The organism is Nonomuraea sp. NPDC005983 (assembly GCF_040614375.1).
Classification (GTDB): domain Bacteria; phylum Actinomycetota; class Actinomycetes; order Streptosporangiales; family Streptosporangiaceae; genus Nonomuraea.
This window is the reverse complement of sequence record NZ_JBEXUP010000191.1, coordinates 1-14,565: the sequence shown is the minus strand read 5'-3', so window position 1 is coordinate 14,565 and position 14,565 is coordinate 1. Positions and strand designations below refer to the sequence as shown.

Here is a 14,565-nt window from a genome sequence, read left to right as displayed (position 1 = left end):
GGGCGCGCTCGCCGGGGCGCGGTGGGTGCCGGGGGGCGGCGAGTACACGCCGGTGGCGGCGCTGCTGCTGCCCCGCCAGGTCGCCGGCGGGTACGTGGAGTGGGCCCGCGACCGGGGCGACACCTGGCCCGACGACGTGCTCATGGGACGCTACCTGCGCCAGGCCGGGGTCCCCGTGTACGTGGCCGTGCCGAACCTGGCAGAGCACGAGGACCTGGCGAGCCTGGTGGACAACGACTTCCAGGGGCTGCGCCGCTCGCCGTGCTTCTTCGCCGACGACCCGCTGGCGGACCAGGGCTCGGAGAGCCTGCTCAGGGAGCTGCCGGTGATCCCGTTCTTCAAGCGGGGCGTGGCCCAGTGCGCGGTCCGCGCCCCCAAGACCGGGCGGTGGCGGGACATCCGCTGCGAGGACTACCTGGCGGGGCGGGGCATCGACGCCGAGTCTCTGCGGGCGGGAGCGGCGACCCGGCACTGGCCGCTCTGGCTCACGGCCTACACGATGGGCATCGTCCACGCCCGAACCGCCCCGGACGACGCCGACCCGCGCGCCGTGGCGGATGCCGATGCGCGGGTGCTGGACCGGGCCGACCCGCGGGTGCTGGATCGGGCGCTCGCCACGATGGGGCCCGGCGGGCTCTGCCACGAGCTCGGGGCCCGCGACCTCGCCCGGCTCGGGCCCGAGCTGCACGAGGTGGCCCGCGCGGGCCTGGAGGCGGGCCTCGCCGACCGGCCGGAACACCGCCCTCCGGCCCTCGCCGACCGCCCCGTGGTGACCCTGACGGGCGCGGCCACGTTCGTCCGCGACCATCTGACAGGGGCGCTCGCCGACCACGGCTTCCGCACGGCCGGCCCAGAAGAGGACACCGCCGTGGCGGTGCACGTCTGCGCGCTCGGCTGGGACGAGGACGCCGACCCGGAGGAGGAGCTGCGCCTGGCGCGCGCGGCCTTCGCCGACGGGCGCGGCGGCGTCCTGCTCAGCTCGTGCCACGTCTACCCGCACGGAGAGCACACCGAGGAGGCTCTAGCCGACACCGCGCCGCTTGCGCGGGCCATTCTGCGGGTGGAGGAGGCGGCGGCCAACGCCGTGGTGCTGCGGCTGGGCGAGCCCTACGGGCCCGGGATGCCGCAGCGGGGCGCGGTCGCGGAGCTGGTGCTGCGGTCGTCGCTCAACCGTCCCGCGCCCGTCGCGGGCTCTCCCGCGCAGCTGGTGCACGTCCAGGACATCGCGCGGGCGGTGCTGGCGGCGCTCGCGGGCAACCCGGCGTCGCGGGTGTTCAACGTCGCCAACCCGGCACGGCTGGGCACGCGCGAGCTGGCCGAGGCGGTGTCAGGGGCGGTGCGACCGGTGGACGTCGAGACGTCCGACGGCCCGCCGGAGCCGCTGGTCAGCGTCGAGCGGGCCGCCGCCGAGCTGGGCTGGCGGCAGAGCGTGACGCTGGACTACGGGCTCCACACCTGCGCGCAGTGGCTGGCCTACGAGAGCGACCTCCCTTAACCGCTGCCCTCGCCCGGAGAGACCAGCCCGGTCTCGTACGCGACCACGACGGCCTGGACGCGGTCGCGGAGGCCGAGCTTGGACAGGATGCGCGCGACGTGCGTCTTCACCGTCGTCGCGCTGAGGGTCAACCGGTCGGCGAGCTCGGCGTTGCTCAGGCCGGTGGCGAGCAGACGCAGCACCTCCAGCTCGCGCGGCGTCAGCCCGGACAGGTCGCGGTGCACGGTGGCCTTCACCTCGTCGCGGGGCGCGAACCGCTCCACCAGGCGTCGGGTGATGGTCGGCGCGAGCAGGGCGTCGCCGGAGCGCACCAGCCGTACCGCGGCCACCAGGTGCTCGGGGGTGACGTCCTTGAGCAGGAAGCCGCTGGCGCCGGCGGCGAGGGCGGCGTAGACGTACTGGTCGAGATCGTAGGTGGTCAGGATGAGGACGCGGGTCTCGTCCGCGCCGCCGGCCAGGATCCGCCGGGTGGCTTCGAGACCGTCCATTTCCGGCATCCGGATGTCCATGAGGACGATGTCGGGCCTGGTGCGCCGGACGGCGGCGACCGCCTCGGCTCCGTTGGCCGCCTCGGCCGCCACCTCGATGCCGTCGGCTGCGAGGATCATCCGGAACCCGGTGCGTACCAGCGCCTGGTCGTCGGCGATGACGGCGCGCAGCGGCCCGCTCACGCGGGTCTCCACGGGAGCCGGGCCCTGATCCGGTATCCGCCGCCGGTTCTCGGGCCGGCGTCCAGGGTTCCGCCGTAGAGGGCGAGCCGCTCGCGCAGCCCGATCAGCCCGTGGCCGTTGCCGGCCCTCGACGGCGCTGCCTGCTCGCCGCCGGTGTCGGTGACCTCGATCTCCAGCCGGCCCTCGTCGTGGCCGATCACGACGGACGCCTCCGCGCCGGACGCGTGCTTGATCGTGTTGGTCAGGGCCTCCTGGACGACGCGGTAGGCGGCCAGGTCGACCCCGGGGGGCAGCGGGCCGGGCAACGACGACACGGTGAGGCTCACCGGTGTGCCGGCTGCGCGGACCCGCTCGACCAGGTTGTCGAGCTGGTCGAGCCCGGGCTGCGGTTCGAGCCCGTCGGCCGGGACGTCGGGGCGTTCGCCGTCGGGGCCGGCGAGCAGGCCCATGACGTGCCGCAGCTCGGCCATCGCGGCCCGGCCGCTCGCCTCGATCGCGAGCAGGGCCTGCTTCGACTGCTCCGGCGCCGCGTCCATCACCTTGCGCGCCGCGCCGGCCTGGATCACCATCACGCTGACATTGTGCGTCACCACGTCGTGGAGCTCGCCGGCGATCCGGGCGCGCTCCACCTCGACGGCCCTGCGCATGGCGTCCTCCTGGGCGTGCCGCAGTTCGGCGAGCCGATGCCGGCTGCTTCTGAGCTGCTGCTGCCAGAAACGGATGAAGCTCGCGAAAACCCCCGCACCCAGGAGCACGACGAACGGCGCCGACCAACCCGGCAGATCTGGGGCGACGTCCCGGAACGCGGCGCCCGCCAGCACGGCCGCGAGCACGAGGCCCGCCACCGCCGGCACCCGGTTACGGCTGTGGGCGACGGCGCCGTAGGCGGCGATGGCGCAGGTCAGGACGGTGATCCAGGTTGCGCCCTCGCGGGTGGCCAGCGCTGCGGCCAGCACCGTCCAAAAGGTGATGAGCGGGTAGCGGCGCCGGACCGCCAGCGGCAACGCTGTCAGCGCCACCAGGACCATGGGCGGGTCGTAGGTGCTCACGCCGACGGGGACCGGCCGAGAGATCCCGTCGGGCGGCGGCGCCGGCGGCGAGGGCAGAGCCGGCACAGGCGGCGGCTCAGGCGGCGCGACGGCGCCCGGGGAGGGCTGGAGCTGCAAGGGTTCGACCAGGTGAGGCTGCGCGCCGACGAGACTGTCACCACCCGGGAGCCTCGCCGCCGCGACCACCGCGGCGACAGTCAGGACGATCGCGAGCAACGAGTCGGCGACGATCGCCCCGCGCGACGGGCTGACGGGTTCCTCCTCCGGACGCAGCACATCCCGCACGTACTGCCGCCAGAGCCGTCGTTCATCCGCTGCCACCTGCACATTGTCCTGGCCGCCCGATCCGGCCCGCATCCGCCTCAGTGACCAGGGCGCTCGTCCTGAGGAGTACATCTCAGGGATGACACTGCGGCCGGGTCCTCCCTGAGAGGTGTCCGAGATCGGTGCGATGGCCGACGCGCGTGCACCTTGACCGCGCCTAGCTTCGTCCCTGCCATCAGGCCGCCCGCGCGGGAGTTCCCCGCCGAGACGGCCGTCTCCACCGGAAGGACGGACATTCCATGGGTCATGTGACCGAGCCGGAAAGCGCAGCCCAGCGGTACCGCAGCGGGCCGGCCACCATCACGGCGGCAGGCAATCCCTTCCTCCGCGGCGGGCTGGTCGCCGTCGCCGGACTGCTCGCCTGCGTCGCGCCCGCCTCCACGGCGTACGCGTCCGCGCCTGTCGCCGCCTCGGCCGGGCCTTCGGCCGATACGGCTGCGTCGGCCGGGCTCGCGGGCGACGCGGCTGCGTCCGCCGGGCCGTTGGGTGTGCCGAGTGGCACGCCGTATCTGCCCAGGCCGACCGGTTCGCATCCGGTCGGCACCACGGCCCTGTATCTGAAGGACGCCTCTCGCCCCGACCCCTGGGTGCCCACGGCGCAGGCCAGGGAGCTGATGGTCTCCCTGTGGTATCCGGCGAAGTCAGAGGGCCGTCGGCGGGCGCAGTACATGACACCGAAGGAGTCGGAACTCCTCCTCAAGGACGCGAAGATAACCAGCGTGCCGTTGGACGCGCTCAGCAAGACGCGCACCAACGCCTTCAGCGACGCGAAACCCGCAGGGCGCAAGCACGGCCTGCCCCTTGTGGTGCTCTCGCCCGGCTTCGGCAAGCCCCGCAGCACCCTGACCGCCCTCGCCGAGGACCTGGCGAGCAGGGGGTACGTGGTGGCCGCGATCGATCACACGTACGAGAGCGTCGCCACCACCTTCCCTGACGGGCGGGTCACCACCTGTGTCCCCTGCGAGGGCGACCACGACCCATCGCTCTTCACCAAGCTGTCGAAGGGCCGGGCAGCCGACGTCTCCTACGTCCTCGACCAGCTGACCGGAGCCCGCGCGAAGTGGAAGGCGGCTTCGCTGATCGACCCGTCCAGAATCGCGATGGCGGGCCACTCCGCAGGCGGCGCGAGCACCATCGCCGCGATGGTCAAGGACTCCCGGCTCCGCGCCGGGATCGACATCGACGGCACCACGGACACCGGGATCCTCGACAGCGAGTTGTCGCGGCCGTTCATGTTCCTGGGCAAGTCCGCCACCTACACTCCCGGGTCCGGCAACCCGGCGGCCGCCACCTGGGAGCGCGACTGGAAGCTCCTGACCGGATGGAAGCGCTGGCTGCTGCTGACCGGCGCGGCGCACGAGTCCTTCACCGACATCGTTCCGCTGGCGGACCAACTCGGCATCGACGCGGGAGCCAAGGTGCCGGGGGTCCGCTCCTTGGAGATCACCCGCAGGTACGTCCGCGCCTTCTTCGACCAGCACCTGCGCAACAAGCCGCAACCCCTGCTGGACGAGCCGTCGCCGCGCTACCCGGAGGTCAAGCTCTGCTCCCCAGACAAGAAGACCTGCGAGTAGCACCTCGCACCGGCGCGGCCCGGCCTCCTCCTCGCGCGGCGTCAGCCCGGACATGCTGCAGCCCTACGGTGCGTTGCCTTCGGCTTCGGCGAGCAGAGCTGCCGCTGCCGGCGGGTCCATGAGGTTGGACCAGACGACTTCTCCAGATTCGAGGTCGCGGTGAGGCATGACGTCGGGATACCAACTGTCTCGGTCGCAGCCGGGGACCGCGTCAAGGATGGTGGCCTGGTCGGCGATGGTGACGTGCCCGATGATCCGGACACCGACATAGGTCTCGTGGCCTTCGTCAGCGCGGATCAGGATCGCGAGGGTGTATCCCGCGAGGTCCTCGCATTGTTCACGACCGCTCAGCAGAGAGCGGGTGACAAGTGCACGGACGCTCGCCTCCATGCGAAGCACGCTGCGTTCTGCGTCTTCGAGCCGTAGCCGCGCTTCGTCGAGAGCGCCGGGGAGTAGATCGTCTGTGTAGGTGTCGCTGGTCAGCGGCGGGGTGTGGGAGGCGTTGTAGGACTTTCTCGCATTCTTGGCTGTTTCAGCGAGGGCGGCGTAGAAGTCGTCCGGGCTCCCGTCTTCGCGTCGTCCGGCGGCCACCAGCCAGGGGCAGCGGGCGTCGGTCCAGACCGCTCCCCGCCATCGCTGGATCTTGACCTTGAACAGAATGTTGTCGTCGACGGCGGCGATTCGCTCGCGAGCGCTGTCTCCGGCGAACTGGGCGGATGCTTTCCGGATCAACGGATGATCGAGTTCGTCCAAGGTGATCCGAGCAGGCGGGAGCTTCACGATGCCGAGGTCTCCGCGCAGGCAACGGATCGTCGGACGAGTGGGATTCACCCTTCCTCCACTCCGCCGAGCTCCTCAATCTGGTCCTTAGTCAGCCCGGAGGCCAGCGCCACTCGGGACAAGTGTGTCCCGTCCAGTTGCGCCATCGCCTCTTGCATCGCCGCGTGCAGTTCAGCTTGGCGAACTTTGAGATATACCCGTACGGCCTGCGCCACGAACTCCTTCTTCGTCACGTGCAGAAAGTGCGCCCCGTGAGAGATCAGCCGATCGGTTTCTGCGTCCACCTTCAGCGGTGCAACGTTTGAGCCAGCCATGAACAACCTCCAGTACCCAAAGGTACCCAGGTGGGTCTGAGAAGGAAAGTGGCGATGGTGATCCTTGGCGCGGCGGAGATGTCGTCACCATGCAGGTAGGACGTAAGAATCTCGCGGTAGCGTCGGCGGTTGATCAGGCCGAGGTTGTTGAAAGCTAAGCCAGGGTGACGTGCTCCCGCGCGTTGATGGGCTAGCGCCGAGAGGTGGGGGCCGCCCTGTTGTCCTACGTCACCGACCGCCAGGAGAGGCCGCCGCCCGGCCCGGTGCCGATGAGCCGCCCTGCGACGGCGGCGAGGACGGTGCGGCCCCCGGCGGGGCCCAGGTCCTCCCAGCCGGTCTCGTGCCGCTCGACCGACCTGGTCAGGATCCGGTCGGCGGAGACGGCGAACAGGCGTCCGTTCATCGCGGTCAGGCTCGCCGCGCCCGCTGCCGAGCCGACTCGGGCCCAGTCGTGGACGTCGAGCCGTCGGATCGGGAGATGCCACAGCTCGCCCGCCGAGGTGACGGCGAACAGCCCCTCGTCCGCGGCGGCCAGGCCGGTGGCGCCCTCGGGGGCCCGGCTGACGTCCTGCCACGCGGACCGGGCCAGGACGGGGTCTCGGTAGCGGATGGTGCCGTCGGGGGCGACCCCGTACAGGCCGGCGGGCGGGCCGCCGTGCGCCTCGCGGGGGGCCGCCAGAGCGATCACGTCGGTCTCGTCGATCACCCGCCACGGCAGGTTCTGCCCGGAGATGTCGCGGACGGCGAGCGTCCCGTCGGAGCAGCCGGCGAAGAGCCGGTTGTCGCACGCGACCAGGGCGCACGTGACGACGCCGCCCGCTGCGCTCCCGTGGGAAGGCGGGGCGCTACCGGCGTTCGCCGGGGCTGGGCCGACGGGGTCCCAGTGGGGTGGGGCTGCTGGGCGGGAGAGGCGGTCGAGGACGTTTCGGGTGATGCGCTCCAGGACGGGGTCGTGGAGAGTGTTGCCCCAGTTGATGGTGGACGCGTTGAAGACCGTGCCCGCGCCGAGGCGGTGGATGCCCATGGTGGCCGCGCCGCCCCTGCCGTACCGGCGCCAGTGGCTCAGGTCGGCGGTGGCGAGGACGACGAACGACGGCGGCGTGCTGTCGCGGCCCGTCGCCCTCGGGACGCCGTCGACCCATTCGAGGTCGGCTGCGTCCGTCTCGTAGCCGAGCGCGCCCTTGCCGAAGGTGTCGCCGTCGGCCAGCCCGGTGCCTTCGAACACCCAGTGGTCGGCGAAGCGGGCGGTGTAGGACTCGTGCGCCATCACCCGCGAGTCGACCCAGCAGCCGGCGCCGTTCCTGAAGGTGACGCCGGTGAGGGTGTTCTCGGGACGGTTGACGGGTTCGCTGGGCCATTCGACGGTGACCCGGCCGGGGTCGGTGGCGGCGAGGGGGTCGGAGACGGCGTCGCGGTAGCAGACCATGGTGCGCAGGTCGTCCTCGAAGCGCACCTGCCACCAGCAGGTGTTGCCGGAGAAGATGGCGATGTTCCCGCCGCGGCGGGCGAACTCCTCGACCGCGTCCCGCATCTCCCACGACCAGTACTCGTCGTGGCCGTTGACGACCAGCAGGCGGTAGCGGCTGAGGAGGTCGAGGCCGTCGTGCAGGTCCAGGCCCGAGCAGTAGTCCACGGTGTACCCGGCGGGGGCGAGCCAGCGCAGCAGGCCCAGCTCCCACTCCTCGATCTGCGGCCCGGCTCCCGGACGGTCGAAGGAGACCTTGACCGCGCGGTCGGGCTGCTCCGACTGGTAGAGCCCCTCACCGGGGACGCCCGGCCGGTTGTACGCCTCCCAGGTGGGAAACGGGATCGACACCAGCACCGACGAACCGGGCACGCTTCCACGTACCACGAAATATGCGGAAACGTTGTTGTAGATGGCCCGGTAGAGGGAGCTGGGCCAGCCCTCGCCCACCTTGAGCGTCCAGACGGGACCGTCGGCCACGTCCTCCAGGACGACCCGGCCTGACGGCACGTCCTCCACGGTGATCGGGCCGCCGGGAAGACCGCCGAGGAGCCGGAAGCGCAGCTCCTCGCCCTGCGTGCACGACGTCGCCTCCGCGTACAGGCTCACCGGAAGGCCGCCTCGACGACCAGCGACTCCAGGTCCATCAGGTAGCGCTCGACGCCCGGCGGGGCGAGCAACGCGGTGTCGGCGTAGAGCGACACGTCCATGCGTCCGGGCTCGCCGCCGATGTGCAGGCGGAAGTCGCAGATGTTGCGGTCCATCGCGTCGGTCCAGGCCAGCTCGGTCTTGTCCATCGCGGCCCGGACGTCGTGCTCGTCGGCGCCCGACGGCCCGTCACCCTGCACGAGCCGCTGGTCGTTGAAGCACCCGAACGACCTGATGCCGGGCCCCACGGCGGTGACCGCCTCCTCCATCGCGTACGGGTCGAACTGCGCCTGCCGGTAGGCGCGCATCGCCACGCCCCAGCACCGACGGACCACCTCGTCGAAGCCGGTGGAGGCGTCGCCGAGGTCCAGGACCACCAGCCCTTCCTGGGAGATCGTGGACACCACGTCCCGGCGGCCGGCGGCGAAGCGGTTGTTGACGATCACCCGCATCCCGCAGGTCCGCTGCCCGGTGAGCCCGCCCGCCAGCCGGATCGCGGCGGCCAGCAGCACCGTCGAGGAGCTGACCCGGTTGCGGGCGGCGACCGCCTGCGTGGCGGCGGCGAGCGCGGTGGAGCACATCGTGGCTTCGCGGAAACGCGGCCGCTCCGGCGGCAGCGACGGGTCCGGCACGGGGTCGATGCGGGCGTACTCGCCGAGCCAGAAGCCGATCGCGTCGCTCGACACGCGCCTGCCCTCCGCCGAGTGCTGCCACTCGGCGAGCTGTCGCGGGGTGTCGCTCTGGACGGGTGGCAGCGCGTCCCTCAGCAGGAGCAGCCGGAAGTCCTTGACGATGAGGTCGGCCGCGTGCCCGTCGGCGGCGAGATGACAGAGGACCAGGGCGATATGCCGGACATATCCCCCGGCGACCACGAAGGCGACCCGCAGCGGCCACTCGTCCCAGTAGGCGAACGGCTCGGCCGCCAGCCGGTCGCACACCAGCTGGACGGGCTCGGACTCGACCACCTCGACCTCGATCCGCGCGACGTCGGCGACCCGCTGTCGTGGGGCGTCAGGCGGGCCGGCGAGCCGGGTGCGGAGCGACTCGTGCCGGGCGACGAGCCGGTCGAGGGCCTGGACGGCGCGCTCCACGGTGACGGGCCGCTTGGGGGCGGCGAAGACGCGTCCGATGTTGAGATAGCGCTCCTGCGGCTCGGCCGCCACGACCGCGCGCCAGATGTCCTGCTGCCCCCACGTGAGCGGCGCGTCACCCATGGAGTCGCACGTAGTCCACCAGCTCGTCCAGGCTGTCGAGCGCCGACGGGTCGAGCTCGACCCCGAACTCGGCCTCGACCGAGTCGATCAGCCTGAGGTAGGCGAGTGAGGTGACGCCGAGGTCGGCCAGCCGGGCCTGCCCTGCCATCACCTCGGCCGGATCGACCGCGCCGTCAGTGGCCTTGGCGATCATGTCGGCGAGCCGTCCGCGTAGTTCCCCGTCCATCAACACCTGGCGAACCCTCCCTTGTCAGGGAATTTCGGGGCGAGTGTGTCATGCGGGGCCAGATTGCGGCAAGCGGCTATCGGTAAGGGGTTGACGCATTTGTGCATTTTTTTCTACGGTCATGCTGCATCCCGAAAATAATTCTGGGGGTGGTTCAGTCGGCCCTTCCAGTGCCCGACCTCCTGACCTCGCGAGCCGCCACCGACCCCGACCACGAGGCGCTCGTCGTCGCCGGAACGGGCGTCCTGACGCTCGGCGACTGGGACGCGCGCTCGACCACCGCCGCCCACGCCCTGTTAGCGCGCGGTACGGCCAGGGGCGACCGGGTGGCGCTGGTCTTCGGCGGCCGCGACTGGCTGGACTACGCGGTGAGCTGGATGGCGGTGCTCAAGGCGGGCGGCGTGGCGGTGCCGCTGTCGGACCGGCTGGCCCCGCCCGAGCTGGCGTACATGATCGAGCACTGCGGGGCCGCGACGGTCGTCCACGGCGGCCACGAGCCGCTCGCGACGGCTCTCGGGCAGCTCCGGACCCCACCCACCGCCATCGCCTTCCCGGAGCTGGCCGCCGCCACCGGGCCCGGCCCGGCCCCGTCCGCTGCCGAGGTGGACGCCCTCTCGCTCGCGCAGATCCTCTACACCTCCGGCACCACGGGACGCCACAAGGGCGTCGCCGCCACGCACGCCAACCTGACCTCGCCGCCCGTGCACCCCAAGCGCCGCCCGTTCGCCCATTCCCGGCATCTGGTGCACGCCTTCCCCATCGGCACGAACGCCGGGCAGGTGATGCTGCTGCACGCCCTCACCGCCGCCCCCACCGTCGTCACCCTGCCGCTGTTCACCCCGGCCCGCTTCGCCGCGCTCGTCGAGTCGTACGCGGCGGGCACCGTGTTCGTGGTGCCCGCGATGGCCATCGAGCTGCTCAACGCGCGGGTCCAGGACCGCCACGACCTGTCGAGCGTGCTGCTGCTCGGCTCGGCCGCCGCCGCGCTCCCGCCCGCCGTCGCCGCCGAGTTGTCGGCGGCGTTCCCGAACGCGACGGTGGCGAACTACTACACCTCGACCGAGGCCGCCCCGGCCCAGACCATCATGATCTACGACCAGGACCGTCCCGGCTCGCTCGGCCGCGCGGCCGGAGGCTCCCGGCTCAGGATCGCGGACGCCGACGGCGGGCCGGTCGAACCGGGGCAGACCGGCGAGGTGTGGCTGCGGGCCGCCGCCCACCCGCGCGCCTACTACCGCGAGCAGCGCACCGGCGACGCCTTCCAGGACGGCTGGGTGCGCATGGGCGACCTGGGCTACCTCGACGACGAGGGCTACCTGTACCTCGTCGACAGGGAGAGCGACGTGATCAAGTCGGGCGCCTTCAAGGTCTCGACGCTCCAGGTGGAGGCCGCGCTGCACGAGCACCCGGCCGTGGCCGACGCGTCGGTGTTCGGCGTGCCGCACCCGGTGATGGGCATGGCCGTGGCGGCGGCGGTGGTGGCGCGTGAACCGCTGACGCTCACCGATGTGCGCGCCTTCCTGGGGTCGCGGCTCGCGCCGCACGAGCTGCCGTCGTCGCTGCTCAGCCTGGACGTCCTGCCGAGGAACGCCGCCGGAAAAGTCATCAAGCGGGAACTGCGCCGTCTGGCAGAGGAGTGAAGATGGTCCTGGCATCGCAGGCCCAGCACGGGATGTGGATCACTGAGGTGACGCATGACACCGGCACGGCCTACCACATGCCCTTCGCCATGTGGTTCGACGGCCCGCTGGGCCGGGAGGCGATGCTGAAGGCGTGCGAAGCGGTGCTCGCCCGCCACCCGGTGCTGGGCTGCGCCTTCGAGGAGCGCGACGGCGACCTGCATCTGGTGCCCGCCGCCGACCGGCCGCCCATCGAGGTCGTGTCCGCGCCCGACCCGGAGGCGCTCGTCGGCCGGGAGCTCGCCCGCCCCTTCGACCTGCGCCGTGGGCCGCTGGCGCGGTTCACGCTGGCGGAGGTGACGCCGTCGCGGCACCTGCTGCTGTTCATGGGCCACCACCTGGTGTTCGACGGCGTGTCGAAGGACCTGCTGGTGCGCGACCTGGCGGCCGCCTACTCCGGCGGCCCCCTGCCGCCGCTGCCCATGCCGTACGGGGACGCCACCGGGGTTCCGCCGGAGGCCGAGGCGTACTGGCGGGCGCGCTGGCGCGAGGTGCCGTCCGTCGTCATCGGCGGTGCGGTGCGGACACCGGTGTCGGCCGGACGCGCCGAGAGCGTGCCGCTCGACCTGACCGGCGCGCCGACCACGACGACGTCCGAGTTCACGCGCTTCGAGCTTTTCCTGGCCGCTGTGCACGCCCTGCTCTTCCGGTACGGCAACGCCGAGGTTTCGGTCGCCGTGGCGATGTCCACCAGGAAGCCCGAGACGAGCGAGCACATCGGGCTGTTCGCCACCGAGCTGCCCGTCTACTCGACGCCCTCGCCCGGCACCACGCTCCGCGAACTGGCCCACGGGCTCAGGGCCGAGCTGCGCGAGCTGAACAGCTTCCGCGAGGTGCCGGTGGCCAGGGCCGTGGGCGGCATCAGGCCGAGGGCGGCGCTCGCGCCGGTGTCGATCAGCTTCCGGCGGCGCGCGGCCGACCTGCCCTTCCCCGGGCTGGAGCTGTCGGCCGAGTGGACGATGTCCAACCACATGGTCAGGAGCGCCCTCCACCTGCAGGCCGTGGACGGTGACGACGGCCTGCGGCTCACCCTGCACCACAACCCCGACATCCTCGCCCGCGAGGACGTCGAGCTGGCCGGGCGGCACCTGCGCACCGTCCTGGACGCGATCGCCGCCGACCCCGACCTCAGGCTCGAAGACCTGCCGCTGCCCGCCGCCGCGCCCGCGCCCCTGGCCGGGACGCCCGAACCCGCCAGAACCGGAACCGGCCAGGCCGACGGGGAGCTGGTCGAGCAGGTCCGGCTGATCTGGATGGAGGTCCTGCGGATCGACGACCTCGCGCCGGACGAGGACCTGTACGACCTCGGCGGCCACTCCCTGACGATCACCCAGATCAGCGCCAGGATCAGGAAACGGCTCGGCGTGGAGGTGCCGTTCGACGTGTTCCTGGACGATCCCACGGTCGCCGGGGTGGCGGCGGCGATCAGCGAGCTGCGCGCATGATCTCCCTCGGCCAGGAGCGGCTCTGGTTCCTGCACAGGCTGGACCCCGCCGACCCGGCCTACCGGGTGGCTGTGGTGCGGCGGCTGCGCGGCCCGCTCGACGCCGAGACGCTGGCGGACGCGTTCGCGGACGTGGTGGCGCGGCACGAGTCGCTGCGCACCAGGTTCCCCGACCACGACGGGCTGCCCGTCGCCGTCATCGACCCGCCGGGCCCCGTGCCGATCGAACGCATCGACCTCACCGCCCAGGACGACACCCCGCGCCTGCCGAAGGACGACTCGCGGCTGCTCGCGGCGGCGACCCGGCGGCTGGAGGCGCGCGTCAACACCCCGTTCGAGCTGGCCGCCGCGCCGCCGCTGCGGGTGAGCCTCGTGCGGCTGGCGGACGACGACCACGTGCTCTGCGTCGTCCTGCACCACATCATCGCCGACGGCTGGTCGCTCAACGTCCTGATGGACGACCTGGCCAGGTTCTACGCCGCCCGCAGGGACGGGACGTCCGCCGACCTGCCCGAGCTGACCACCCGCTACGGCGAGCACGCCGACGCGCAGCGGGCCGCCGAGGCCGACGTCGGCTACTGGACGGGCAAGCTCGGCGGGGCGACGCCGCTGGACCTGCCGACCGACCGGCCGCGCCAGGCCCAGCGGGGCAGCACCGGCGGCGAGGCCGGCTTCGACCTTCCTCCCGGCCTGGTGGCCGAGCTGGGCAGGCTGGCCCGCGCGGAACGTTGCACCCTGTTCATGGTGCTGCTCGCCGCCTACCAGGCCCTGCTCGCCCGGCACACCGAACAGGCCGACACCAAGCAGGCCGACACCGAACAGGCCGACATCGTGGTCGGCGTGCCCACCGCCGGACGCGACCGTCCGGAGCTGGAGCCGATGGTCGGGCTGTTCGCGTCCACGCTGGTGCTCAGGGGCGACCTGTCAGGCGACCCGCCGTTCGCCGAGCTGCTGCGGCGGACCCGCCGCACCGTGCTGGAGGCGATGGCGCACGGGGAGGCGCCGCTCGAACGGGTGCTGTCGGCACTCGACATCGAGCGCGACCTGAGCCGCACACCGCTGTTCCAGACGATGTTCGCGCTGCACAACGCCGCTGTCGGGTACGGGGAGGCGGCGACGTTCGCCGGGCTGGAGAGCCGGCCCTTCCCGCACGGCGCCCCGCCCGCGATGGTGGACCTGCGGGCGGACCTGTGGCCCGACGGCGACGGCCTGCACGGCGCCTTCTTCTACAGCGCCGAGCTGTTCGACCAGCCGACCGTGGAACGGCTGGCGGCGAGGTTCCGCACGCTGCTGGCGTCGGCCGTCGCGAACCCGGACGCCCGGCTGTCCGAGCTGGACGTGCTGCCGTCCGAGGAGCGCGAGCTGCTGCTCGGCCGGTGGAACGAGACCGCGCTCGACGTGCCCGACGGCACCGTCGTGGACCTCTTCCTGCGGCAGGCGGCGCTGCGGCCCGACGCGGTGGCGGTGGAGTGCGCCGGCCGGGCGATGTCGTACGCCGAACTGGCCGAGAGGGCGCGGTGGACCGCCGGGGAACTGCGCGCCCGCGACGTCGCGGCCGGGTCGGTGGTGGCGGTGTGCCTGCCGCGCTCGGCCCAGCTGCCCGCGTCGCTGCTCGGCGTCATGCTGGCGGGGGCCGCGTACGTGCCGATAGACCCGTCGCTGCCCGCCGACCGCGTCGCCGG

Annotated in this window: 12 protein-coding genes; 5 read left to right on the top strand and 7 right to left on the bottom strand. The window is 72.5% G+C overall.

The window, feature by feature from the left end; translation table 11 throughout:
* Positions 1–1,495 (top strand): NAD-dependent epimerase/dehydratase family protein (locus ABZ297_RS42870; protein WP_355358967.1); only part of this gene is annotated, 1,495 nt, incomplete at its 5' end.
* Here ABZ297_RS42870 and ABZ297_RS42865 read toward each other — a convergent pair.
* Both ABZ297_RS42865 and ABZ297_RS42860 read right to left on the bottom strand, forming a co-directional pair.
* Positions 1,492–2,166 (bottom strand): response regulator transcription factor, encoded by a 675-nt coding sequence (locus tag ABZ297_RS42865; RefSeq protein WP_355358965.1) that lies wholly within the window; start codon positions 2,164–2,166, stop codon positions 1,492–1,494. The genes ABZ297_RS42870 and ABZ297_RS42865 overlap by 4 nt on opposite strands.
* On the bottom strand, positions 2,163–3,536 hold the full coding sequence (locus tag ABZ297_RS42860) for a histidine kinase (RefSeq protein ID WP_355358963.1): 1,374 nt from the start codon (positions 3,534–3,536) through the stop codon (positions 2,163–2,165). The genes ABZ297_RS42865 and ABZ297_RS42860 overlap by 4 nt, the downstream gene beginning before the upstream one ends.
* Before the next feature lie 251 nt (positions 3,537–3,787).
* Between ABZ297_RS42860 and ABZ297_RS42855 the strand changes: the two genes are divergently transcribed.
* On the top strand, positions 3,788–5,113 hold the full coding sequence (locus ABZ297_RS42855) for a prolyl oligopeptidase family serine peptidase (protein ID WP_355358961.1): 1,326 nt from the start codon (positions 3,788–3,790) through the stop codon (positions 5,111–5,113).
* 63 nt (positions 5,114–5,176) lie between these two features.
* Here the strand turns inward: ABZ297_RS42855 and ABZ297_RS42850 are convergent, their stop codons facing one another.
* From ABZ297_RS42850 to ABZ297_RS42830, 5 genes are all read right to left on the bottom strand, one after another.
* Complete coding sequence (locus ABZ297_RS42850) at positions 5,177–5,944, bottom strand: hypothetical protein (RefSeq protein ID WP_355358958.1); 768 nt, start codon at positions 5,942–5,944, stop codon at positions 5,177–5,179.
* Positions 5,941–6,207 carry a hypothetical protein gene (locus tag ABZ297_RS42845; RefSeq protein ID WP_355358955.1) on the bottom strand — a complete coding sequence of 89 codons (267 nt, stop codon included), beginning with the start codon at positions 6,205–6,207 and terminating at the stop codon, positions 5,941–5,943. The genes ABZ297_RS42850 and ABZ297_RS42845 overlap by 4 nt, the downstream gene beginning before the upstream one ends.
* Positions 6,208–6,430: 223 nt before the next feature.
* The gene (locus ABZ297_RS42840) at positions 6,431–8,281 is read right to left on the bottom strand and encodes a N,N-dimethylformamidase beta subunit family domain-containing protein (RefSeq protein ID WP_355358952.1); all 1,851 of its coding nucleotides are present in this window, start codon (positions 8,279–8,281) and stop codon (positions 6,431–6,433) included.
* Complete coding sequence (locus ABZ297_RS42835) at positions 8,278–9,534, bottom strand: condensation domain-containing protein (RefSeq protein WP_355358949.1); 1,257 nt, start codon at positions 9,532–9,534, stop codon at positions 8,278–8,280. The genes ABZ297_RS42840 and ABZ297_RS42835 overlap by 4 nt, the downstream gene beginning before the upstream one ends.
* Positions 9,527–9,760 (bottom strand): acyl carrier protein, encoded by a 234-nt coding sequence (locus ABZ297_RS42830; protein ID WP_355358969.1) that lies wholly within the window; start codon positions 9,758–9,760, stop codon positions 9,527–9,529. Before ABZ297_RS42830 ends, ABZ297_RS42835 begins: the two co-directional genes overlap by 8 nt.
* 149 nt (positions 9,761–9,909) lie before the next feature.
* On the opposite strand from ABZ297_RS42830, the gene ABZ297_RS42825 reads away from it, so the two are divergent.
* From ABZ297_RS42825 to ABZ297_RS42815, 3 genes are all read left to right on the top strand, one after another.
* On the top strand, positions 9,910–11,400 hold the full coding sequence (locus ABZ297_RS42825; RefSeq protein ID WP_355358946.1) for an AMP-binding protein: 1,491 nt from the start codon (positions 9,910–9,912) through the stop codon (positions 11,398–11,400).
* Positions 11,401–11,402: 2 nt separating this feature from the next.
* Positions 11,403–12,884: a condensation domain-containing protein gene (locus ABZ297_RS42820; RefSeq protein ID WP_355358943.1), complete on the top strand. Its 1,482-nt coding sequence runs from the start codon at positions 11,403–11,405 to the stop codon at positions 12,882–12,884.
* A partial coding sequence (locus ABZ297_RS42815; protein WP_355358940.1) for a condensation domain-containing protein occupies positions 12,881–14,565 on the top strand: 1,685 nt, incomplete at its 3' end. The genes ABZ297_RS42820 and ABZ297_RS42815, both read left to right, overlap by 4 nt.